Annotated in this window: 27 protein-coding genes and 3 tRNA genes; 15 read left to right on the top strand and 15 right to left on the bottom strand. The window is 39.4% G+C overall.

Going from position 1 to position 22235, the window contains the following annotated elements; translation table 11 throughout:
• Positions 1-98 precede the first annotated feature (98 nt).
• The 4 genes from JUI58_RS14035 to JUI58_RS14020 all read right to left on the bottom strand — a co-directional run bounded on the left by JUI58_RS14035 (position 99) and on the right by JUI58_RS14020 (position 1206).
• A tRNA-Glu gene (locus JUI58_RS14035) sits at positions 99-172 on the bottom strand.
• A 7-nt stretch (positions 173-179) separates the two neighbouring features.
• Positions 180-251 (bottom strand) — tRNA-Met (locus JUI58_RS14030).
• Between the two features lie 28 nt (positions 252-279).
• Positions 280-352 (bottom strand) — tRNA-Asp (locus JUI58_RS14025).
• Between the two features lie 224 nt (positions 353-576).
• Positions 577-1206 carry a response regulator transcription factor gene (locus JUI58_RS14020; protein WP_204104417.1) on the bottom strand — a complete coding sequence of 210 codons (630 nt, stop codon included), beginning with the start codon at positions 1204-1206 and terminating at the stop codon, positions 577-579.
• A gap of 197 nt (positions 1207-1403) precedes the next feature.
• On the opposite strand from JUI58_RS14020, the gene JUI58_RS14015 reads away from it, so the two are divergent.
• From JUI58_RS14015 to JUI58_RS14005, 4 genes are all read left to right on the top strand, one after another.
• The gene (locus JUI58_RS14015) at positions 1404-1712 is read left to right on the top strand and encodes a YkvA family protein (RefSeq protein WP_204104416.1); all 309 of its coding nucleotides are present in this window, start codon (positions 1404-1406) and stop codon (positions 1710-1712) included.
• Positions 1709-1831, top strand: coding sequence for a hypothetical protein (locus tag JUI58_RS27045; RefSeq protein ID WP_275414357.1), 123 nt, complete (start codon positions 1709-1711; stop codon positions 1829-1831). Before JUI58_RS14015 ends, JUI58_RS27045 begins: the two co-directional genes overlap by 4 nt.
• Positions 1832-1923: 92 nt before the next feature.
• Entirely contained in the window at positions 1924-3228 is a 1305-nt protein-coding gene (locus JUI58_RS14010; RefSeq protein ID WP_204104415.1) for a hypothetical protein, read from the top strand.
• A gap of 54 nt (positions 3229-3282) precedes the next feature.
• Positions 3283-4275: a pentapeptide repeat-containing protein gene (locus JUI58_RS14005; RefSeq protein ID WP_204104414.1), complete on the top strand. Its 993-nt coding sequence runs from the start codon at positions 3283-3285 to the stop codon at positions 4273-4275.
• 21 nt (positions 4276-4296) lie between these two features.
• Here the strand turns inward: JUI58_RS14005 and JUI58_RS14000 are convergent, their stop codons facing one another.
• From JUI58_RS14000 to JUI58_RS13975, 6 genes are all read right to left on the bottom strand, one after another.
• The gene (locus tag JUI58_RS14000) at positions 4297-4923 is read right to left on the bottom strand and encodes a hypothetical protein (protein WP_204104413.1); all 627 of its coding nucleotides are present in this window, start codon (positions 4921-4923) and stop codon (positions 4297-4299) included.
• Between the two features lie 153 nt (positions 4924-5076).
• A complete protein-coding gene (locus JUI58_RS13995) occupies positions 5077-5355 on the bottom strand; it encodes a hypothetical protein (RefSeq protein ID WP_204104412.1) in 279 nt (92 codons plus the stop codon).
• Between the two features lies 1 nt (position 5356).
• Positions 5357-6466: an ATP-binding protein gene (locus tag JUI58_RS13990; RefSeq protein ID WP_239121469.1), complete on the bottom strand. Its 1110-nt coding sequence runs from the start codon at positions 6464-6466 to the stop codon at positions 5357-5359.
• Positions 6467-6516: 50 nt separating this feature from the next.
• Complete coding sequence (locus tag JUI58_RS13985) at positions 6517-6738, bottom strand: hypothetical protein (protein ID WP_204104410.1); 222 nt, start codon at positions 6736-6738, stop codon at positions 6517-6519.
• Between the two features lie 7 nt (positions 6739-6745).
• Positions 6746-8335, bottom strand: a complete 1590-nt coding sequence (locus JUI58_RS13980; protein ID WP_204104409.1) for an NAD(P)H-quinone oxidoreductase subunit 4 — start codon at positions 8333-8335, stop codon at positions 6746-6748.
• A 94-nt stretch (positions 8336-8429) separates the two neighbouring features.
• Complete coding sequence (locus JUI58_RS13975) at positions 8430-10472, bottom strand: NAD(P)H-quinone oxidoreductase subunit 5 (protein ID WP_204104408.1); 2043 nt, start codon at positions 10470-10472, stop codon at positions 8430-8432.
• A gap of 301 nt (positions 10473-10773) precedes the next feature.
• On the opposite strand from JUI58_RS13975, the gene JUI58_RS13970 reads away from it, so the two are divergent.
• The 8 genes from JUI58_RS13970 to JUI58_RS13935 all read left to right on the top strand — a co-directional run bounded on the left by JUI58_RS13970 (position 10774) and on the right by JUI58_RS13935 (position 17086).
• Positions 10774-11046, top strand: a complete 273-nt coding sequence (locus tag JUI58_RS13970; protein ID WP_204104407.1) for a hypothetical protein — start codon at positions 10774-10776, stop codon at positions 11044-11046.
• Positions 11043-13001, top strand: a complete 1959-nt coding sequence (locus JUI58_RS13965; RefSeq protein WP_204104406.1) for an AAA family ATPase — start codon at positions 11043-11045, stop codon at positions 12999-13001. Before JUI58_RS13970 ends, JUI58_RS13965 begins: the two co-directional genes overlap by 4 nt.
• A gap of 1 nt (position 13002) precedes the next feature.
• Positions 13003-14934: an ATP-dependent helicase gene (locus tag JUI58_RS13960; protein WP_204104405.1), complete on the top strand. Its 1932-nt coding sequence runs from the start codon at positions 13003-13005 to the stop codon at positions 14932-14934.
• A gap of 80 nt (positions 14935-15014) precedes the next feature.
• A complete protein-coding gene (locus JUI58_RS13955; RefSeq protein ID WP_204104404.1) occupies positions 15015-15290 on the top strand; it encodes a hypothetical protein in 276 nt (91 codons plus the stop codon).
• A 253-nt stretch (positions 15291-15543) separates the two neighbouring features.
• Positions 15544-15807: a calcium-binding protein gene (locus tag JUI58_RS13950; protein ID WP_204104403.1), complete on the top strand. Its 264-nt coding sequence runs from the start codon at positions 15544-15546 to the stop codon at positions 15805-15807.
• A 31-nt stretch (positions 15808-15838) separates the two neighbouring features.
• Positions 15839-16465, top strand: coding sequence for a Uma2 family endonuclease (locus JUI58_RS13945; protein ID WP_348539894.1), 627 nt, complete (start codon positions 15839-15841; stop codon positions 16463-16465).
• 64 nt (positions 16466-16529) lie between these two features.
• Positions 16530-16754 (top strand): DUF433 domain-containing protein, encoded by a 225-nt coding sequence (locus JUI58_RS13940; RefSeq protein ID WP_204104401.1) that lies wholly within the window; start codon positions 16530-16532, stop codon positions 16752-16754.
• On the top strand, positions 16751-17086 hold the full coding sequence (locus JUI58_RS13935; RefSeq protein WP_204104400.1) for a DUF5615 family PIN-like protein: 336 nt from the start codon (positions 16751-16753) through the stop codon (positions 17084-17086). The genes JUI58_RS13940 and JUI58_RS13935 overlap by 4 nt, the downstream gene beginning before the upstream one ends.
• 33 nt (positions 17087-17119) lie before the next feature.
• On the opposite strand, the gene JUI58_RS13930 is transcribed toward JUI58_RS13935, so the two are convergent.
• Genes JUI58_RS13930 through JUI58_RS13915 form a run of 4 tightly spaced genes read right to left on the bottom strand, consistent with a single transcriptional unit; the run spans position 17120 to position 19229 of the window.
• Positions 17120-17332 carry a type II toxin-antitoxin system HicB family antitoxin gene (locus JUI58_RS13930; RefSeq protein ID WP_204104399.1) on the bottom strand — a complete coding sequence of 71 codons (213 nt, stop codon included), beginning with the start codon at positions 17330-17332 and terminating at the stop codon, positions 17120-17122.
• A complete protein-coding gene (locus JUI58_RS13925) occupies positions 17316-17582 on the bottom strand; it encodes a hypothetical protein (RefSeq protein WP_204104398.1) in 267 nt (88 codons plus the stop codon). Before JUI58_RS13925 ends, JUI58_RS13930 begins: the two co-directional genes overlap by 17 nt.
• On the bottom strand, positions 17575-18903 hold the full coding sequence (locus tag JUI58_RS13920; RefSeq protein ID WP_204104397.1) for a hypothetical protein: 1329 nt from the start codon (positions 18901-18903) through the stop codon (positions 17575-17577). Before JUI58_RS13920 ends, JUI58_RS13925 begins: the two co-directional genes overlap by 8 nt.
• Positions 18900-19229, bottom strand: coding sequence for a hypothetical protein (locus tag JUI58_RS13915; RefSeq protein WP_204104396.1), 330 nt, complete (start codon positions 19227-19229; stop codon positions 18900-18902). The genes JUI58_RS13920 and JUI58_RS13915 overlap by 4 nt, the downstream gene beginning before the upstream one ends.
• 124 nt (positions 19230-19353) lie before the next feature.
• On the opposite strand from JUI58_RS13915, the gene JUI58_RS13910 reads away from it, so the two are divergent.
• Together JUI58_RS13910 and JUI58_RS13905 are read left to right on the top strand one after the other, a co-directional pair.
• Entirely contained in the window at positions 19354-19644 is a 291-nt protein-coding gene (locus JUI58_RS13910) for a hypothetical protein (protein WP_204104395.1), read from the top strand.
• A gap of 88 nt (positions 19645-19732) precedes the next feature.
• Positions 19733-20437, top strand: a complete 705-nt coding sequence (locus JUI58_RS13905) for a DUF726 domain-containing protein (protein ID WP_204104394.1) — start codon at positions 19733-19735, stop codon at positions 20435-20437.
• 225 nt (positions 20438-20662) lie between these two features.
• Here the strand turns inward: JUI58_RS13905 and pheS are convergent, their stop codons facing one another.
• On the bottom strand, positions 20663-21664 hold the full coding sequence (gene pheS, locus JUI58_RS13900) for a phenylalanine--tRNA ligase subunit alpha (RefSeq protein ID WP_204104393.1): 1002 nt from the start codon (positions 21662-21664) through the stop codon (positions 20663-20665).
• Between the two features lie 46 nt (positions 21665-21710).
• Here pheS and JUI58_RS13895 point away from each other — a divergent pair, with 46 nt between their 5' ends.
• Positions 21711-22223 (top strand): hypothetical protein, encoded by a 513-nt coding sequence (locus JUI58_RS13895; protein WP_239121468.1) that lies wholly within the window; start codon positions 21711-21713, stop codon positions 22221-22223.
• Positions 22224-22235: the final 12 nt, after the last annotated feature.

Genomic DNA, 22235 nt, shown 5'->3' with positions numbered 1-22235 from the left:
AGTCGGATGCTTCGCGATTTCCTTTGTTGGTCTCGCTAACCCTACCCAAATCAAAGATTATGGGTAGGGACTGCGCTCGACATTTTGTTCAAATGAAATAGTGCTGACGGGATTTGAACCCGCGATCGCCTACTTGAAAGACAGGTGGCTTAACCAATTTGCCTACAGCACTTTAATAGTTGCAGCGACGGGAGTTGAACCCGTATTCACTTGGTTATGAGCCAAGCGCTTTACCATTAAGCTACGCTGCGGTGTTGGAGGGTAGAATCACTCATCAAACGGGACTGACGGGAGTTGAACCCGCGATTTCCTGTTAGACAGACAGGTGCTTTAACCACTAAGCCACAATCCCAAAAAATTGATGAGGGATACTACAATGCAATACAATATTCACTTGTCAAGGTTCAGATGGCTTGATAAATCTGGGTTTTCGTTCCTGTTTTCTTGCCATGTCTATATACTACATACATAATACAAAACTGTCAAGGGTATCGGGAAAATTTTTTGTAGTATTGAGTGACAGAGGAGTTGACGCGATCGCCCATCCATCAAAATAGAGATAAATTCGAGGAGATGTTATCCTTGTTTCAGATGAGCCGCTAACAGAGCCGCTTGAGTGCGATCGCGTAAATTCAAACGACTTAAAATATTAGTCACATAGTTTTTCACAGTACGCTCAGAAATATAGAGAGTAGCCGCAATTTCCTTGTTACTATATCCCTTTCCTAAACAGTGCAGCACTTCCAATTCTCTTGGGGTTAATTGAGAGATTTCTGGGGGCAGATCGATCGCCGGAGGAGGTGCGATCGCCTTTTCCAACAAACCGGGACCAAGTTGGGTATATCCTTGATAAACCGAGCGAATAGCTTGAGCCAACTCTTCCGACGGCGTATCTTTTAACAAATATCCTTTTGCTCCGTAGTTTAATGCCTTACTAACATATTCATCATCATCAAAAGTTGTTAAAACCAGAACTTTAATATCCGGTGCTTGTGCTTGTAAAGTTTGGGTTGCAGCAACCCCATCCATAATTGGCATTCGTACATCCATTAAGACAACATCGGGATGAAGAGAAAGAGCTTTTTCCACCCCGATTTTACCATTTTCCGCCATGCCAACAATTTCTAAATCCGGTTGTGCCTGTAATAAGCTACTCAAACCTTCGCGAATAATGCCCTGATCGTCAACTAATAGGAGTCGAATCATTTTAAGTAGGTAATGAATAATGGGGGATAGAAAAACAAATATAAATTGGGAGGGAAGTTTCACCTTGTTGTATCTGGAATTATCGAAACCTCTTTCCTACCTATCTTTCCTGTCTCCATTTTAGAACGGTTTTCTCCCCTAGAGAATGAACGAGAAATTTGTCAATATAGATGGGTAGTAGAGTTTGAGAAATTTTGATGAACATTTCCATAAAATCCCTGTATAACTGGTATCGTAATACCCTGCGCCATCCCAAATACCGTTGGTGGCTGATTTTGGGTAGTTTGGTTTACTTATTGAGTCCCTTGGATATTGCCCCAGATTTTATCCCCATTGTTGGCTGGATCGATGATGGAATTATTATGAGTCTCTTGGTATCAGAAGTCTCACAAATGCTGATCGAGTTTGCTAACAAAGGGAAAAAGGAAACCGAGACAGAGACTAGCGATCGCCCAACAGAAGCCGCAAACGTTGTTAATGTGGATGCTGTGACAGTCGAGGAATGAAAACGAGCCAGGGACACAACGGTGATTTTTCCCCATATCGTTTAGTGTTAACAGAGTTGGAGCGCGATCGCCAACTCTTTTTGCATTCAGTGCTGGAGGTGCGTAATTTCCCGCAATAATACCGTTACAATTTAGATTATTATTCCTCAAACAACTTGCGTTTGCTGGGGGAGAATGTCAAAATCAGGTGTATCTATTGAGGAAAAATGCAATGTCGGTTTTAGTTTTACTGGATGAAATTGCCAATGCCTTAGACAAAGACAGCGATCGCGTCAGAATTCGGAAATTAATTTTTTGTGCCTGTAAAAATCGTTGGGAAAACGATAAAGGTATTCTCTTAAGTTTTAGTTTGCCCGATCTACTTCTGGAACTTTATCAAAATAATACCACGGCTGAAAAATTAACTGCATCTCTTTACAAAATTGTGCAAAAATTAAACAGAAAAGCAGAATATTCTGCCGTTGCTAATACGATTGTCACTCAATTGGATCAGCTTTACGAAGATTCAGAAGATGAGATGACAAAATTTGCCACAATTGAGGATACTACTCAATTTGCCCCTTTTACAAATCTAACTTCTCCTTTACCCGAAATTATTCGAGAATTAGAACATTCTGAAGAAAAGCTACGCATCAGAAAATTATTATTTTGTACCTGTTATAGCCAGTGGGAAAACAATCCGCAAACCCTCCTAAGTTTGAATTTACAGCAAATTTTAGAAACAATTCAGCAGAAATATCTTACTTTAAATGAGTTGAGATTAGAATTAGAAGGAATTATTGAAAATCTGAATCGAAAACAAGAATATGCTAAAATAGGAAACTTAATTCTAGATCGCCTCGCTCCACTTTATCCACATTCTGAAGGTGGGATTTCCCTCTCCATTCAAATCAGCACTCCGAATAGTCAAGATGGGATTACAATGGGGACTCATTTTGCGAATCATAGTTTAGAAGAAGCCAGCGCTTTTGCAGAAGAAAATAGTGCTTTTGCCGCAGTTGCCGCTTATTCTTCTTCCGGAGATCAATTTGATCGCAATGAGATATCTAATGAGATATCTAATGATATTTCATTTGTCACAATATCCCATCAACCTGAAATCGAATGGGAATCTCAACAAGCAGGAGATGATACCACTAATTATACTCCTAGTCCCGATACTGATTTCGAGGGCAAATTGACAACAAAAACGAAAGAAACAACAACGATATCAACGATACGAGATTACGATCCCTTTGAAGTTCGCTTAGAAGTCATGAAATATTCTAATCCCTTGCGAGCAAAAATTTTGGCATTCTCAACCCTACATCATAAATTTGAAATTACCAGTCAGGAGTGGTCGAGTTTACGAACGCTTTCTTTTGATGAATTATTACAGAATTTGTACGAAAATTATCCCAATATAACTGCTTTAGAAAAACCACTTTATGACACAGCAAATAGTTTAGCATCACCGGATGAAAATAACCAAGCTGCAGAAGCGATCGTGCAAGCAATGAAACCTTATTATCCTTAAAAAAAGACAGGAAAAAATTTTACTCACATCTAAATTCAATTAGGAACATAAACAATGGATGCTCAAGAACTGATAAGACGCTATGAAACGGGAGAAAATAAATTTCAAGGTGTTAATTTAAGTGGCATAAATCTTCTCAATGCCGATCTCATTGGCATCGATCTTAGGAATGCCGATCTACACGGTGCAACATTGATTTTTTCCTATTTGAGTCGCGCTCAACTGAATAAGGCAAATTTAAGAGATGCCAAATTAAGCGGCACTAATTTGAATCAAGCATCAATGACAGGTGTAGATTTACATAATGCCGATCTACATGGTGCGAGTTTACAAGGTGCTAATTTACGCAGTGCGGATATGACTCTCGCAACCCTATTAGATGCAAACTTAATTGAAGCAGATTTAAGAGGGAGCAATCTAAGTGGAGCTAATTTGACAGGAGCCTGTTTGCGAGGGGCAAATTTACGAGAAGAAAAGCGCATTTATACAGCCAATTTAATCGGAGCAATTCTTTGTGGAGTAGATTTACAAGGAGCAGATTTAAAGGGTGCAGATTTATCGAAAGTCGATATGAGTGGTGCCAATTTACGGGAGGTTAATTTTCGTGGAGCAGACTTACGTGGTGCTAATTTAAGCGGTGCAGATTTGAGTGGTGCCTATTTGACAGAAGCCAATTTAAAAGGGGCAAATTTGGCAGAATCTATCCTCAAAAATGCCAAAATGGAGCGGGTTATTTTAAGCGGAGCAAATTTAACAAAAGTGAATTTACAAGGTGCAGTGATGCCAGATGCCAAATTAGATAAAACAGAACTAAGTCAGTCTAATTTGAGTGAAGCTCGTTTGAATCGAGCCGATTTGAGTCGAGCTAATTTACGCAATTCTGATTTAAGCAAAGCCGATTTAATTGAAGCATATTGTGCTAGAACAAATATGACGGGAGTTAATTTAACAGATGCCAATTTATCCCGAGCAGAGTTAAGTTCGGCCATTCTAACTTGGGTAGAATGGAAGGGTGCAATTATGCCAGATGGTAGCGAGCATGATTAGGGATTTTACTAGAGATATTCTTTATGAACTCGCTTCTGTAATGTTAGTTTCTCGTTTTGCCATTTGTACGAGAATACCAATAATTTTATCAATATTGCTAATATAATATGAGTCAAGATCGATAGATACAGTCTGATCTACGAGTTTTAAAAATTTCCATTCATCTCCTGTTGTCACTGCACCATACATAACAGACAAGTGAATATTTTCCCGTTCATTAAAAAGATTAGCTGCATACATTTCAGCAATGCACTGACCCAGACCTGAAACGATATTTTCATTCTTAGCTTCCACAATCGTAATTACGGGTTTATCTAAATAAAACTGTTCTGACGATCCACTAATTATATAATCGCAAAACCCCACTAGACCTCGATCTTTATCAACATTAAAATCAATTCCCGAAAATAGACTAACTTTCTCTAAAAGTTGCTCTTTGACTTCAAGAAGAATATTAATAATTATTAACTCAGATCGCGCTTTTTCTGTATTAATCGAAAGTGCTAGAGGAACATTACGTTTTAATGTTTGGCTTAAGTAATCGCTAATTTCTAGAGGTGATATCGAGGAAAATAGCGATCTATTTTCAACAATTTGCAGGCTGAAATCAGATTTAATCTTTTTCAGTGTAAAGTCACTATAGGCCATACTTCTGAGAGTCCTAGTGATTGGAAATGTTTCCACCGGATCGGCTAATTTGATCCTATGGCAAATTCCAGCGATCGCCGGATTTAATTCTCAAAGCTAATGAGAAGGCGCGATCGCCTCAAACAACGATGAATCGCTATCCATTATGTTAAACTATACAAACAGAAAAGGCTTAACCGATAGAATCAGGCGATCGAGTTCGGGTTGATTGTGTTCGAGTAGTTCGTGTCCCCATAATTCATTGGTTTGGTCGGAACAGTCCTGCGCGAGTGCATCTCCAATCTCATAATTTTTCTTTTGGATATCTCTTTTTAAACTCTCCGGATTAGACTGTACTCCTAAAATAAACACTCGATCTTTGATATCCTCTGGAATTTGTTCTCGGACATAACTCAATCGATCTTCACGGCGATCGAAATCAATAATTAACACTTCATAACTCTATATCGCCGCGAATCAGAGTATCTACTAACATATCTTCCTTAATGGATAGATCGCTTAACAATCTAATTAAGGTCGGTTCTAAATGACTTTTGCGATCGAGAACAAAAATATTTTCATAAGGGAATTTTCGGATTGTTTCTTCATTATGGGAAGTTGCTAAAAGTTGACCGCCTTTTTTAAAGGTGCGTCGTAAAGATGTAATAAAATGGCCAACCTCCGATAAAGAAAGATAATTATCGGGTTCATCCCAAAAGCACAAAAGCGGACCATAATATTGATTTGCACTCACGACAACAGCACAAAGAAAGAAGCATTTTTCTCCATCTGATAACTCGTCGAAAGAAAGACTAAAATTTGCATCCTTTTTCTCAAACCCAACGATCATACTTTTGGAATCTTTACCAATCAGTTCATTTTTGATATCGCTGATATCTGGCATAACTTTTTGGAGATACTCATCAATCTGTTTGTAAGCAGCAGGATATTGACCGAGTAACCCAGAAAACCATGCGCCAAAGTTTAAACTATTTCGTGTTGGTTGTAATGTTTCGCCATTGGAATTACCCGTCATTAAACTGGGAATAGGAGTTAAAATGATCATGCGCGCCAGCCAAGTTCTGAAAATAGAAAGAGGATCGGCTTCAGATTGTTTCTGAATATGAATAATTGGGATTGCAACAAAATGCCAGTCTACAATAAATCTCGCTTCTTTCGGGCTATAAAGTGTTATCTGACCTTGTTCTCGAGAGTAAATGGTTTCGCCTTCAACTAATAGTTTTTCTTGGGAAATACGAAGCTCTTTAAAGGTTTCTGGCAATTCCAAGACAAGACTATATTTATAGAGCTTGTTGTTTAGCAATACCTCAATTTCAAAACGCATAGGAAGATGAGAACGTCCGTAGGCAAAATCTTTCGGACGAACGAGATCGTCAACTCTATGTATACCTCGACCAATGGATTGAAATATTTCTAATACTACGCCAATTGTTGATTTTCCCGAACCGTTTTTTCCAATCAACAAGGAACAAGGTATCTCTTTGAGAGTGAATTCAAAATTTTCTAAGCATCTAAAATTGTGTATGTATAGTCTTTGGAGCATGAGAAAGCAGCGTTTAAAAATGAGATAAGATTCAATTGTACAACTTGTTATTAATCCTCGCTTAATGCAATTTTATTGTACTGTCGTTTTGCTAGATTTTGCCTTGCGATCGCCGTCTCGATAATGTCGCCCCCTTCCTTGGGATGTCTGAGAAGCCAGCCCTTGATACTTGCCTCAACCCAGACGATCGGCTTTGAAGCGTCGGAAAACCCTCGCGGTATTGCATTGGGGAAAAAAAAGGACAGCGCGACAAACGCTGTCCGAACAACCAACTTAAATCTACCTTAACTCAGATTCGATAGGAGGCGATCGCAAAATTGCTACGGGTTCCCCCTCGATAATCGGCGCAGGCTGCACCAAAGCTGGCACAAACCCCCGCAAATAGCCCGTGAGTTGGGTGGTTGTGGCATCATAAATCTGCGTTGCGATTTTAGGATATAAGCCAATACCGATGATGGGAATTAACAGGGAAGCAATGATAAATATCTCTCGCGGTTCCGCATCGATAAGTGCCTCATGTTCCACCAACGCCTTATTTTCTTTGCCGTAGAAAATTTCCCGCAACATGGAGAGGAGGTAGATGGGGGTGAGAATGACCCCAACGGCGGCTAGAAGCACCACAATGACGCGAAAAGTGGGGCTGTAGGCATCACTGGTGGCAAAGCCGACAAAGATCATTAATTCCGCCACAAAACCGCTCATTCCGGGCAGGGCTAAGGAGGCAAAGGAACAAGTCGTCCACATGGCAAAAACTTTCTTCATTTTGCGGCCAACTCCCCCCATTTCATCCAGCATCAGGGTATGGGTGCGATCGTAGGTACAGCCCACCATAAAGAAGAGACTCGCCCCGATCAAGCCGTGGGAAATCATTTGCAAGACGGCACCACTTAATCCCAAAGGGGTAAAAGAAGCAATCCCAATGAGGACGAAACCCATGTGGGAGATGGAAGAATAGGCGATTTTGCGCTTGAGGTTGCGTTGGGCAAAGGAAGTGAGTGCCGCATAAATGATATTAACAACCCCAAGAATCACTAAAATGGGGGCAAAAGAAACATGAGCCTCCGGTAACATTCCTAAGTTCATGCGAATGAGGGCATATCCTCCCATTTTCAAGAGAATCCCCGCCAGTAACATATGCGCCGGTGCCGTGGCTTCTCCGTGGGCATCCGGTAGCCATGTATGCAAAGGGAAAATCGGCAGTTTCACCCCGTAGGCGATGAGGAAACCGCCATAGAGTAAGAGTTGTAGGGTGTGAGGGAAATGTTTGGCGGCGATCGCGCTCATATCAAAGGTGACGGTATCCCCATAAAAGGCCATGGTCAAGGCCGCCACTAAGATAAACAGAGATCCGCCTGCGGTGTAAAGAATGAATTTCGTCGCCGCATAAAGACGCTTTTTCCCCCCCCATATCGACAAAATGAGGTAAACCGGAACTAATTCTAACTCCCAAACCAAGAAGAAAAAGAGCATATCTTGGACGGCGAAAACGGCAATTTGTCCGCCGTACATTGCCAACATCAAGAAGTAGAAAAACTTGGGTTTCAGCGTTACCGGCCAGGCTGCGAGAATCGCCAAAGTGGTAATAAAACCCGTGAGAATAACCAAGGGCATAGATAAACCATCCACTCCCACAGACCACTTCAGATCGAGTTGCGCCACCCATGTATATTGCTCTACCAATTGTAAGTCGGGATTGGCGAGATCGTAGCTGGTATAAAAGGCAGCAATGATGAGGGCAAAATCAATTAAGCCGACAATGAGAGCATACCATCGCACGGTTTTGCCATCCTTATCTGGAATTAAAGGAATGAACAATCCTGCGATAATGGGAAATAAAATAACGGTTGTTAGCCAGGGAAAATGTTCCATTTTAACTGGGTAATGGGTAATGGGTAATGGGTAATAGGAAACTGGCAATTTGTAGATTGCTGGGAGGAATCAACAAATCGCCAATAACTATTACTTACGCAATGCTAGAGACGACAACAAATCCCAAGACAGCAGCGAAAATAATCAGAGCGTAAAATTGAACGCGACCGCTTTCAAGATATTTCAATCCTTGTCCGGTGACAACGGTAACTAGCCCGGTGAAATTGACGGCACCATCGACAATGCGGAAGTCGATTTCCAACATTTGCCGCGCCAAGCGACGAGAGTTGATGACAAATACTTTGTCGTAAATGTCATCGAAATACCATTTATTGAAGGAGAGATTGTAGAGGGGTTTGATGGAATTGGCGATCGCGCCTGGGTCGATTTTCTTTTGCCAGTACATCAGAGAGGCGATCGTAATACCAATCAGGCCAATTCCCACGGAAGATCCCCCCATAATCAGGAATTCAGTCCAATTAAACTCGACTACTTCGTGCAGCACTTCTCCTGGTGCGTGGACTAACCATTCAAAATCATTATGCCAAGGACGACCTAACCAACCAATAAGGAAGGAAGGAATAGCCAGCATCACCAAAGGGAAAGTCATGGTCCAAGGGGACTCATGGGGTTCACTAGCGTGGTGATGGTCGTCATGTCCTAATTCGTGAGGGTCCATCGCACCGGGTCCAAAGGCGGGTTGTAGTTCCCCCATTTCGGCGGCTTTCAACTGTTGGCGAATGCTTTCATCATTACCCCGAAATTTCCCTTCAAAGGTCATAAAATACATTCGGAACATATAAAAGGCGGTAATTCCCGCCGTCAGCCAACCCACAACCCAAAGGGCGGGATTTGCTTGGAAAGCTAAACCGAGAATTTCATCTTTCGACCAAAATCCTGCAAAGGGAGGAATCCCACAAATTGCCAGATTTCCCACCAAAAAAGTAGCTGAGGTGATGGGCATATATTTCCGTAACCCACCCATCAAGCGCATATCCTGCGCCAAAATCGGATCGTGACCCACAACTGCTTCCATGCCGTGAATGACGGAACCAGAGCAAAGGAACAACATGGCTTTAAAGTAAGCATGGGTCATCAGGTGGAAGAGTCCGGCACTATAGGCACCGCTTCCCATCGCCATCACCATATAGCCCAATTGAGAGACTGTAGAGTAGGCCAGCCCCTTTTTGATGTCATTTTGGGTAAGGGCAATGGATGCCCCTAAAAATGCCGTTGTTGCCCCTGTCCAAGCAATGACCGTCATGGCGATCGGGATTTGCTCGAAAACGGGATACATTCGGGCGATCAGGAATACTCCCGCCGCCACCATTGTTGCCGCGTGAATCAGGGCAGAAATGGGGGTAGGACCTTCCATTGCGTCCGGTAGCCAAACATGAAGGGGAAATTGGGCGGATTTGGCCACGGGTCCAAGAAAGACCAAAACGGCGAAAAGGGCGGCCATTCCCCCCGCTAATGCCCCAGAGGAGACGAGTTCGTGCAAACGCTCTCCAATGACTTCAAATTCAAAACTTCCCGTCGCCCAGTAGAGTCCCAGCATTCCCAAGAGAAGCCCGAAATCCCCGACGCGGTTGGTAACGAAGGCTTTTTGACAGGCATCGGCAGCCGCCTTGCGATCGTACCAAAAACCGATGAGGAGGTAGGAACACATCCCCACCAATTCCCAGAAAATGTAAACTTGGACGAGGTTGGGACTAATCACCAAGCCCAGCATAGAAGCGCTAAAGATACTCAAATAGGCGTAAAAGCGTACATAACCGTCATCGTGTGCCATATAGCCGTCGGTATAGACCATGACGAGAAAGGCGACGGTAGTGACGATAACGAGCATTACAGCAGTCAATGGGTCGATGATATAGCCCATCGAGAGGTGAAAATCCCCGGCTGCTGCCCATTCAAAGGTTCGTGTATAAGTTTCGTGTCCTTGAGTTTGACTCCAGAGGAGGGCAAAGGAATAAGCCATCGCCACCCCGAGGAGGGTGATGATCACGACGGCGTTAATTTGTCTGAGTTGATTGGTCGCTTTGTTGAAGGATATCAGCCCGAGACCTACCAGTGCTGCACCGAGCAAGGGCAGGAGGGCGATCGTCCAAGCGTAGTTGTAAAGGAAGGGTTCCATTGCAAAGTGCTTAATTGTCGTTTTGTCGTCTTGCTTATGAAGATACCGTTAACAATTCTTGCACAACCTGTTCTTTAAGATGTATTTATGCTTATGTTTTGGGTTGGAGGGTTGGGATTTTGCGATCGCCCCTCTAAAAATCGCTAAAATCAAGAGCAAATCGCATAAATATTTCCCCTATGTAGGGTTTGCTGATAAAAAGTAAAAAGGTTGCTATATAAGGGCTAGAGAAGAAAAAAGATGGAATAAAACGAGAGAAAAGGGGGGGAAATGGGGAAAAACCTCGCATTTTTACGAACAGATGTACAGAAAAAGAGAGCAAACAGATAACCGAGGAGAAACAACAGTGCGATCGCTTTTTCTCCTGTTGATAATGCTCCTCATTCAGTTAGTTTGTATGGCGTTTCAAGCGCCTTATTTTTTCATTTGCAATATTGGCGATCTTCTGGTACTATTTGCATGGTTTGTCTGCAAGATGTGTCCGTATGCAGGATGCGATCGCGTTTGTTCTCCTTTGTTTCCTGATCTGGAGATGAGTTGCGATCGCTTGTTTGCGTTGGGAGAGCGATCGTGAAAATAGTTAAGCAACTCAAAATAATTCTCATAATGAAGCTCAGAGAAATTATTATTAAAAACTTTCGTAATTTAGTCGATGTCACAATTCCTATCGACGACATGACCGTATTAGTTGGGGAAAACAATACTGGAAAAACAGCATTACTCGATGCTTTAAAAATAGCATTGCCTCGCCGCACTTTTACAGGTCGTGCAACCCCTTTTAGCGAATATGACTATTATATGACTAAGATGGGTGATTCACCAGAAACCAGTGAAGGTATTCTGATAGAATTATGGTTTCGGGAGGATGAACCCAATGAATGGTCAGAGGAGTTATATCAAGCCCTAACTGAAATTGTCCAACCCGATCCAACTTCCGGTATTAGATGTATTGGTTTACGTCTATCTAGTAAATATGATGAGCAGACTAAAGAAATTATTGCAAAATGGGAATTTATAAGGATTGACAAACAGCCATTAGTTTTAAACCATGCTTATCAATTGAGTCAATTTTTGCTATATATTAGATTATTTTACTTATCCGCACTACGAGACTCTAAAGATGAATTTTCATCTCGTTCACCTTTTTGGGGTAATATATTGAAAGAATTAAAGATTAGTGAAGAAAATCAAAACAAATTTAGAGAAGAATTAATTCATCTCAATCAATCTCTTTTACAATCCGATCCACGACTGGAAAAGATTATTAATTCATTAGACAATGCTCGGGAAGTATTAGAGTTGGAAACAGGGAGTTGTACTTCAATTCAGGCACTTCCTCTCCAACCCTTCGAGTTGATGTCAAAATCCGAAGTTGTTATTAGAGGCCGTGGAAACGAAATTGATTTTCCTTTAGAACGTCACGGACAAGGAACGCAAAATTTAGCAGTAATCTTTCTGTTTAAGGCTTATATTGATGTTCTCTTAGAACCCACGTTTGAGCGAGAAACAGAAGCAATATTAACCTTAGAAGAACCCGAAGCACATTTACATCCTCAAGCAACGCGATCTCTTGCAGCAACTTTAGAAAAAATTGACAGTCAAAAGATTATTTCGACTCACTCTCCCTACTTTATTCAAAATATTCCTTTTAAAAACATTCGTTTATTTCGCCGTAGCGGTTCATCTTCCAAAATTCTTTACATCAAACAAAAATTTACTTGTACTCTTCCAAATATTCCTAAGTTGTTAACTTTCACTGCAACATATTCAAACAAATTTGAATATTCTGAAACTTCTGAAATTTTAACATTGAAAGGAAAAATGGAAGATGGAGAATATAAAAAATTATTGAAAATATATCCAAACAATCAAGAAGTTCATACTATTCTCAAACAATTAAAACAAGAATCTCAAATTTATCTTGATGATACAACTTTAGACGATTTAGAAATCTATGCTAAACGAATTCGTGGAGAAGTTTTATTTGCTCGTGCATGGTTATTATGCGAAGGACAATGTGAATATATGTTGCTACAATATTTTGCAGAGCTTTTAGAAACTCCTTTAGATCGTGCAGGAATAACAGTTATCGACTTTAAAAATAATGGCTCTGCTGGTGCTTTCGTTGGACTTGCAAGAGTTTTTGAAATTCCTTGGCTTTTAATTGCAGATTGCGATCGTGAAGGAGACAAAATCAAAAAGGAGATCGAGAAGTTAGGAGTTCCAGAAGATGAACGTAACCAATGGATTAGGTTACTTCCAGACACCGGAATGGTTTTAGAAGATTTTTTAATTCAGCAGGGTTTTACACCAGAATATCTAAAAATCATTGAGGAGCAAAATATTAGTTTAGATAAAAACTCTGGAGAGGTAGGATTCAAGGAAGAGCTTGCAGAACAAATTAAGAAAAACAAAACAAAAAACACAATTGGATTAATTAAAAAACTGCGCGAATCAAATGCAGGTTCAGATCGCGTTCCAGAGTTTTTTGCCAAAGCAATTCAGGATATTATTGAGGAGGTTAAATAAAATGGGTAGTGAAGTATTTACTGAAGCATGGAATATTCTCAATCCCATGCAAAAACAAGCATCTGAATGGGATCGAGGCTCCCTACTGGTTTTAGCAGGTCCCGGCTCTGGAAAAACTAGCGTTTTAACTTGTCGTATTGCGCGTATTCTCAATGAGACTCCTAACAAGAATTTTCGCATTTTAGGATTGACTTTTACTAATAAAGCAGCCGATGAAATGCGAACTCGCGTCAATGAATTAGTACCCGGACAAGAAAAACGTTTGTTTTTAGGAACTTTTCACTCGTTTTGTGCGAGTATTTTACGACAACATGGGAATCATATAAAAATCAATTCTAATTTTCGCATTTATTCCGAACAAAAGGATTTAATCGCAATTTTAGGTGATGCGGTAGAAAAAGCTAAGGAAAAATCAGATTTAGTGATCGATCTTGATAAAAAGGCATTACCTACCATTCAAGGTTTACAAAGTCATTTAGTATTTGCGGAAGACTCCCAAGGAATTCAAGACTACATTAAAAAGAATCGAGCTTTGGAATCATTAGGAAAACGATTAACGGTTATTTATCCAGCCTATGAAGTAGAATTGAAGAAAAGAAATGCTTTGGATTTTAATTCTTTGATTTTGAAAGCCTATGAATTGCTAAAAAAATTTCCCATTTTAGCACAAAACTATCGAATTGTTTATCCTTATATTTGTATAGATGAATTTCAAGATACAAACAATAGTCAATACGATTTCATTCGTCTTCTAGTGGGAGCAACAAATCCTAACTTGTTTGTTGTTGCTGATGATGACCAAATTATTTATCAATGGAATGGTGCGAGTCATCAACGTATTTCACAGTTAAAAGAAGATTATAAACCAGAAGTAATTCAGCTACCAATCAACTATCGATGTCCAGCAAAAATTGTCAGGTTAGCTAATAATCTTATTCAATATAACTTTTCAAGAGATCCTGAAAAACAACCTTTAGAAGCATTTAAAAGTGATGTAAATAATGAAGCAGTTAGACTTAAAGAATTCTCTTCTTTTGATTTTGAGGTAGATTGGGTTGCAGAAGATATTAAAAAGAATTACTCATCTGAATATGGGTCTGTTACGATTTTGGCTCGCAATAGAAGACTATTAGAAAAGATGAGAGAAGCTCTCAATCGCCAACACATTTCTGCAATCATTTATCAAAGAAAGAATGAGTTTGAAAGTCCTCCTTTTATTTGGCTTCATTCTCTTCTTCATCTTTCTAACGATCGCCAAGATCGAGATAGTTTAGAAGCTGTCTGTGCTGCTTTTGAAAAACTGACAAATATTGCGATTGATCCAGACATAGTGATGAGATTTGCTAATTCTTCAAATCATGATTATTTGCGACATTGGTTAGCACTCACCAAAGAAAATAACCCTAATTCTATGGCTCGAACAATAATCGATTATACAGAAAAATCTTTGGGAGAAGGAATGAAATATCAAGAGTTTAGTCAATTTGCCTTAGATTGGTTTGAAAATTTAACAAGTAATAATGAAGAGTTTTTTACGAGATATGATGAAGAAAAAAAGGTATGGTCAGACTTGGTTCGAGAAATTCGTAATACTTTGAGCACTAATATTACATTAGAGGCATTTTTGCAGGAATTACAAATGCGTTCTTTAGAATCTAAGCCCGATCCTAATACTGTAAATCTAAGAACGGTTCATGGCTCAAAAGGGAAAGAATTTGACCATGTTTATTTGATTGGAGTTGTAGATGATGAATTCCCTTCATATTATAGTAAAAATAAAGGAGAAAAGAGTTTAGAGATGGAAGAAGAACGACGCAATTTTTATGTTGCTATTACGCGCACAAAAAAAACTTTAACACTTAGTTATTCAAAACAATATAAAAACTTTACAAAACAACCATCGAGATTTCTTAGTGAAATGGGTCTACTCTGATTTTTTGAAATTGTTTGTTAGTTTATTCAATACTTGTTATTCTGGTGATATAGAGAGTATAAGAATTTTATTCAAGTTCTATGAGTAAGAAATTTACCCGAGAACAACTCGACCAACTGCTTAGAGAAATTCAACAATTAAGCGATCGCGCAGCAGATGAACTCGATCGCGAGGAAGTTGAAGCAATTTTACGAGAGTTGAATCTTCCTTCAGAGTTACTAGATGAAGCGATGCGACAAGTTTCGCGACGCAAAGCTCTCAAGGATCGTAAAATTCGCTATCGTCGCATTGGGTTTAGTATAATGGGGGTGTTGTTGATTGCGATCGCCTTTTTGACCTGGTGCGATGTAATCTAACTTAGCATAGCATTTTATCTCTTTAGCGATCGCATAACTTTCCTCGTCTGCTTCTCTAATCTGTTCCTAATCAATTTTCGTAACCCAAAGATTTTCTTGTTGGGAATACTGAGCCTGAAATTCACATTTTGCTATTGCTGCTTAAAAAATGCCTCAAGTTTAGGAGTACAATGATTTCGATAATATTGAGTTTCACTAGGTGGAGCGATCGCTATGATTCGGTGAAGACTCCAAACGAGAAGACCGTATCGATATGGAAATTGTTGTCGATGCCTATGACGAAGTTGAGCGGGCAATGGGTTGGTACTATTACCTTGATGATAATCTGCAATTTCCTTTTACTGCCTATTGGCGAAACAAGAAAGTAGAAGTTATCGGGATGGCATCAGAAGGAGAATGCGAGGCAGATATGCGGGTCGAAATTTGCGCTCTCGTGGGAGGTGAAGAGGAAGTGATTTCGATACAATTGCAAGATGTTCAGCGAAACTTCTACTCTTTGACCAAAATTTATCGTTAAAATCAAGAGTAAATTGTCGAAAAATCTTGCTATGTATGCTGTTATCTCTCCCCAAAAAACACAAATACCTCCCGGTACTGTCGTCCGAATTCCCGGAACGTGGCAGGATTATAAACTACTTTGCGAGAGTCGAGGAGATGGTTCGATTCCTCGCATTAAGTATCGTTTGGGAGAAATTTTGCTCATGAGTCCCATGCCAAAACACGGACGAGAAGCCCATTTACTGGCAAGGATCGTGGAAACCTTACTCGACAGCGAAAATCGCGATCATGAAGCCTTTACGCCCATTACCATCGAATTACCAGAGGAGGGGGGAATAGAACCGGATTATTGCTTTTATATCGACAATTGGCGATCGGCGTTGGGTAAAGATCGCATTGACTGGCAAACCGATCCACCTCCCGATCTGGCAATTGAAATTGATGTTACCAGTTATACTTCTCCTGAAGATTATCTTCCTTATCGCATTCCCGAACTTTGGTTATTAAAACGGGGCAATCTGCAAATTTATAGTTTAGAAAATGATGCCTATATTTTACGATCGCAGAGTCGTTGTTTTCCCGGTCTTGATGTCATTGCGATCGTGACTTCTACGTTTCAAGCTGCTGGCGATCGCGGCACAGGAAGGGCGATTCGAGAATTGCGATCGCGGTTGTGATGCAAGGGAGCGTATTATCGGGGCGATCGCGATAAAATAGGAAAAAAGCAAAAAGTGCAGGTCAATGGATTACAAAAGTCTCATCACAATAGAACCGGGTAAACGAGGTGGTAAACCTTGCATTCGGGGAATGCGAATTACGGTTTATGAAATTCTCGAATATTTGGCATCGGGTATGACTCAAGCAGAAATTCTTGAAGATTTTCCCTATCTCACTCAAACCGATCTTCTTGCTTGCTTCTGGTTTGCGGCGCAACGCGAACGCATTACCGTTACAATTCAATCGTGAAACCTCTACTCTTTGACCAAAATTTATCCCCGCGTTTGGTCAATCGATTGGCCGATCTTTATCCAGGATCGATTCATATTGATTCTCTAGGTTTGGGAATAGCAGGAGATCGCGAGATTTGGGAATATGCAAAAATTCATAGTTTTACAATTGTTACCAAAGATTCCGATTTTAGTGAATTAGTTCTTTTTTTGGGGATACCACCCAAAGTGATTTGGATTCGTCGCGGCAATTGTTCGACTAATGCCATTGAGACTCTTTTAAAAGACAATCATACTGCGATCGCTGCTTTCTGCAATGACCCAGAATCCGGTGTATTAACTTTGTTTTAAGGTTAAGGTGTTTATGAGAGAATTTGCCCAATATCAAGCAAAAATTAAGCGTCCTTTTGGTTCTGGAATGGGCTTACCTATTTCTTTTGCTGTTTCGATCCATTCTTGAATAATAATCTCAGCATTTTGTACGGCTTCTTGATAAGTTTCTCCATCTGCCATACATCCGGGTAATTCTGGCACTTCCACAAGAAATGCCTCATCTTCTTCACTCCAATAAATAATCATTTCATAGCGAATCGGCATCTTGTCCTCCTAGTTTATATTTGAGAATTACATTGCGAACTTGTTTGACTTGGTAGGCTTTAGCTTTCCCTTTTTTAGCTTGAAGATTCAGGATTTCTTCGATTCCTTCTTGGCTAAAAATGTGATGACTTCCTCGAATTCTTTCGTTAAAGCCTAAGTTTTTTAAAAGTTGACATAATGGCTCAAATGGAATATTTGCATCGGAATTTCCCAATAATATTTTAACCAATAACTTATCACTTTTACTCATTGTTTTGACACCATCTAATCTCAGGCTTTTTAAATTCTTCTTGACATACTTTTCCAATTATATGGACAATATCATAAACAAGTTCAAAAGTATCGAGAAAATATTCTTCATTAAAGGTAACATAGGAAAAATCAATTGCCTTAAATCTTTTAGCTAGTGATTTCTCTTCACAAAATTTATTCAATTTTTTCACATCTTCATTATAATTATGCGATCCTAATAGATTTTTATAGTCATTTACTCTCCATCCACGGTGCATAGCTGCATGACGGCGAAAACGTCGCTCTTGATATTCTACCCACTTTTCTAAAAAGTCAGAATGGTCTTGAGCATAGTTTTCAAAATTTAGATATTTTGTTAATTTATTAAATGTATTTTTATAATCGTCTAGAATCTTATTCTTGATTTTTGTCTCTATTATTGTATCAATATTTTCTAAAGAGTAAATGCCTAGGTAGTTCTTGATATCTTTAAAATCTCTTTTCTTACCTTGATCGTCTTTACACAATTCCATCTTATCCAGTCTTTCAGGATATGCTTTCAGGATTATTTCAACAATCCAAAAAATAAACTCTTCAACTTGAGCTATAATATTAACGAATAATTGGTGATAAATAAATTGGACAATGATAGCGTTTTCTTCGTGTTTAAAGTTCTTTGTACTGTCATCTGAGTCATCATCTGAGTCATCAATATATTTCAAGCACTCCCAATAAAGTGCATCAGGATAAAAGTCTTGTTTTTGTTCCAAATACTTTCGCGTATCTCGCAATGGCGAGTCATCTAAGAGATTGTTTTCACGTTTGAACAGGGCTTGATTTATATTTCCTTCTGTATCATATTTTTGGTTATATTTTCTTTGCTCCTCACATATTTTCTGCTTTGTTTCATCATCAGGATTATCATAATGAATTAATTGCATTATTGGCTCTGTATTATTTTCATCTTGGCTTTTAATCTGCTCTACAATAATTCGATAAGAGTACAAAATCAACTCTAAACTATCTAATGTAGACGATACTATACGACTGATATTATATAGTATATTTTGTTGCCTCGTGTCAATTCTATCTAAAGAACTTTCTTTGTCTATTTCTCTAATCTGTTCCCAATCAATTTTTGCAACCCAGAGACTTTCTTGTTCGGAATATTGAACAATAGCATCTACCTCTAGTTCTTCACTATATAAAGTCAATTGTATGTTTTTCTTCAGTTCAATATTTTGTCCGTTTAAATCTTCTCTCGTTCCCTCACAATTTAAACGAAGACGACCGCATTCATCTGCATTGTGAAAGTCAGCAAAAACTCTAGGGTTATTCATTGATCTAATCTAAATTTTGGATTGGTTATGGTTGGTCTGAGTAAAGAGCTAATTTGTTCCGGTGTCAAACCCGTTAAAGTTGCATGATTAGAACTTCCGGAAGTCCGGATAACATCTCCACCCAAGAAACGAACGTCACTTACAGTCGTCACCCCAATTTGTTTATGAGGAATGACTCGAGCTAGTTCGTCTATAGATAGTCCTGATTCACATTGTACAGAAATTCCAGTAACTCCGCTAGGATGAGTTCCTATGCCACGTTGAACGTCTTCCGGTCGATTTCGGCCACCCCGAACAACAAATGCCTCGTTTGGGATTTGTTCCACAAGTTTCAACGATATTCCAAAACTATGCACTACACCTTATCACAAATCCTTCGTTTAGCTGGAAATTAGAGGAGCGCGATCGCGGTATAATTCATTGTATCTATAGTTTACTCAAAAACAATCTATGCAAGCCTTAAAACTCAAAGGAAAAATTGATGAGTCCGGTCATTTGATTATTGCCGAACCCATTCATTTAACTCCCGGTGAAGTTGAAATCATTATTTTGCAATCTACAACACAAGAAATAACAAATCCCCTAACTCCTAAAGCTGAGGAAATATCATCTAAAATATCTTTGGGTTCTCTAGGCAAACAAATTGAAGAGATGTCCCGCGATCCACAAATTCAACAGGAAATCAAGGCGATCGGGCAAGAATTTGCAATTACTGAGATGGATGAATTAAGAGACAAATGAATATTCAAAAAAACGTTTAAGCTGAGAACAATAGGGGAAAGCACTCCTCAATATATTTTTCCGATCTACAATAAGCGTGTATGAAAAAATGAAAAGACCTTATCTTAAATTAATACAAAAATCCCAAGGACAAGAAGAAGCATTAATTTTTTTGAATGGATACCAAATGAAATATGCAAAAAATCGAGAAATGTGGAGTTACTATTTACGTCAGGCTAATTGGCAAGGTTCAATTTATCAATTATGGTGGGATGGAGGAAGTGAATATGGTCGAAAATATGCCATGTCTCCTTTAGGAAATATTCCTATACTGAATGAACTCGTTCATTCCTATCCTCATTGGCGAATGATTTTAAAAAGAGCCAAAATAAGCGGGTTAAAATATTTACCTTCACTGTTGTCGAATATGTCAGAAAACAAAATTTCACTAATTGGATATTCTTTAGGTTGTCGTGTAATTCATTATGGAATGCAACAATTTCAACCGAGATTAAGTACAAAATCAATCAATAATATTTTTTTATTAGCTGGAGCAATTCGTACTATAAGATGGGAAAATATAGCCAATAAAATGACAGGAAAAATCTATAACTTTCATAATGATGATGACTCGGTTTTAAATGATTTATTTAGTCATTTTGGAATTTATAAATATAAACCTTGTGGAATACATCCCATTTTGTCAGAACATGAAAGCATAATAAATATCGACATTACTAAATTAATACGTTCAAATTCTCATGATTTGGAACAATATCTAAGAATACTCCCTAAATTTTACAATTGGCAATAAAAACAGCGATCAATGATAAATCCGAGTTGCAATCATAGGCTGCAAAATATACTGCGATCGCAATTTTTATCTCTTAGCGATCGCATAACTTTCTTAGCCTACTTCTCTAATCTGTTCCCAATCAATTTTCGCAACCCAAAGATTTCCTTGTTTGGATTATTGAACTATTGTTAAACCTGTCAGAGTTGCATGATTAGAACTTCTTTTGTCCTGTACTTGCTTGCTTCAAAATTGCTGTAAAAAGCGCAGATCGCTGCTATAAAGACGGCGAATATCGTCTATTTCATGTAGTACCATTGCAAAACGTTCTACACCAAAACCCGCCGCAAATCCTGTATAAACTTCCGGATCGTAACCTACAGCTTTTAAAACATTAGGATCTACCATTCCGCAGCCTAAAACCTCCAACCATTTCCCCTTCCATTTAACATCAACCTCTGCTGAAGGTTCCGTAAAGGGAAAATAACTAGCACGGAATAACATGGGCAATTCTTCCCCAAACATTTGCCGTACAAATTCCTTAATTGTGCCTTTAAGATCAGTAAAAGTTAGCCCTTTATCAATAGCTAATACTTCCACTTGATGGAAAACCGCCGCGTGAGTTGCATCCACTGTATCTCGCCGATAAACGCGACCAGGGGCAATAATACGAATGGGAGGTTTGTGACTCTCCATATAGCGAATTTGTACAGGAGAAGTATGAGTTCGCAATAAGTTACCATCCGTGAGATAAAGGGTGTCCTGCATATCTCGAGCGGGGTGATCCGCAGGAATATTCAAAGCCTCAAAATTGTAGTATTCCGTCTCCATTTCTGGACCTTCCGCGATGGTGTAACCCAACCCCGCAAAAATATCGATGAAGCGGTCAAATGTGCTGTTGAGAGGGTGAATGCGACCGAGGGGACGACCGACCCCAGGCATGGTAACATCTAAATGTTCTGCCTCGAGTTGTGCTTGAATTTTGACCGTTTCTAAGGTTTTGTTTGCGGTTTCTAGAGTATTTTGAATTGCTTCCTTGACTTCATTGGCGATCGCGCCAATTTTGGGACGGTCTTCAGCGCTGAGTTTACCCATCCCTCGCAAGACTTGGGAGAGTTGACCTTTTTTCCCCAAATACTTCACTCTCAGGGGTTCTAGGGCATCCAAGGCATCTGTGGAGGCGATCGCCGTTGTGGCCTCGTTTTTTAGGGCTGTTAGTTGAGTTTCGATCTCGTTTGGGGAAGTCATGAGCTTAGGATTTAGGTTAATTTTCCATAAGGTATAGTTTACCGAAATGTTGCCAACAGCAGAAAATATTGAAATGATGAAAAATATTAATCTTTTATCAGAAAGGGGAATTTATCCTTGTCCTGTTTGTCGCTGCGGTCAAGTTACTGCAATGACTTTAATGGAGGCTATGAATTGCGATACTTGCTTTCATATTTTTGCACCGGATTGGGAACAACAACGACTTAAATTAGCGGATAGTGAGGTTGCTTTAACTTGGCATTGGACGGGAAAGCGCTGGAAAGATTCTAGTCGCGCTGGTTTTGAATCTCATTGGGGCTATTGGTTAGGAGGATTATTATTTGTCAGTTTACCTACTATTTTGGTGGGATTTTCTGCTTATCTTTTTCCTCCTTTACCGGGAAGTCGCGGTGCTTGGTTTCCTTTGGTTTGGATGGGGATTGTTTTTGTCACTCATTTAATCTGTTTGCTATGGCTGGTGATTGAATATTATCAGTTTCCTTTTTTCTTATATTTCCAAACTTGGGGACAACGGTGGCGCGATCGCAGAGGTTCTTAGAGTTAATTGCAA

This window comes from Spirulina sp. CCY15215, assembly GCF_016888125.1.
In the GTDB taxonomy this organism is placed as follows: Bacteria; Cyanobacteriota; Cyanobacteriia; order Cyanobacteriales; family Spirulinaceae; genus CCY15215.
This window is presented reverse-complemented; position numbering and strand designations above follow the sequence as displayed.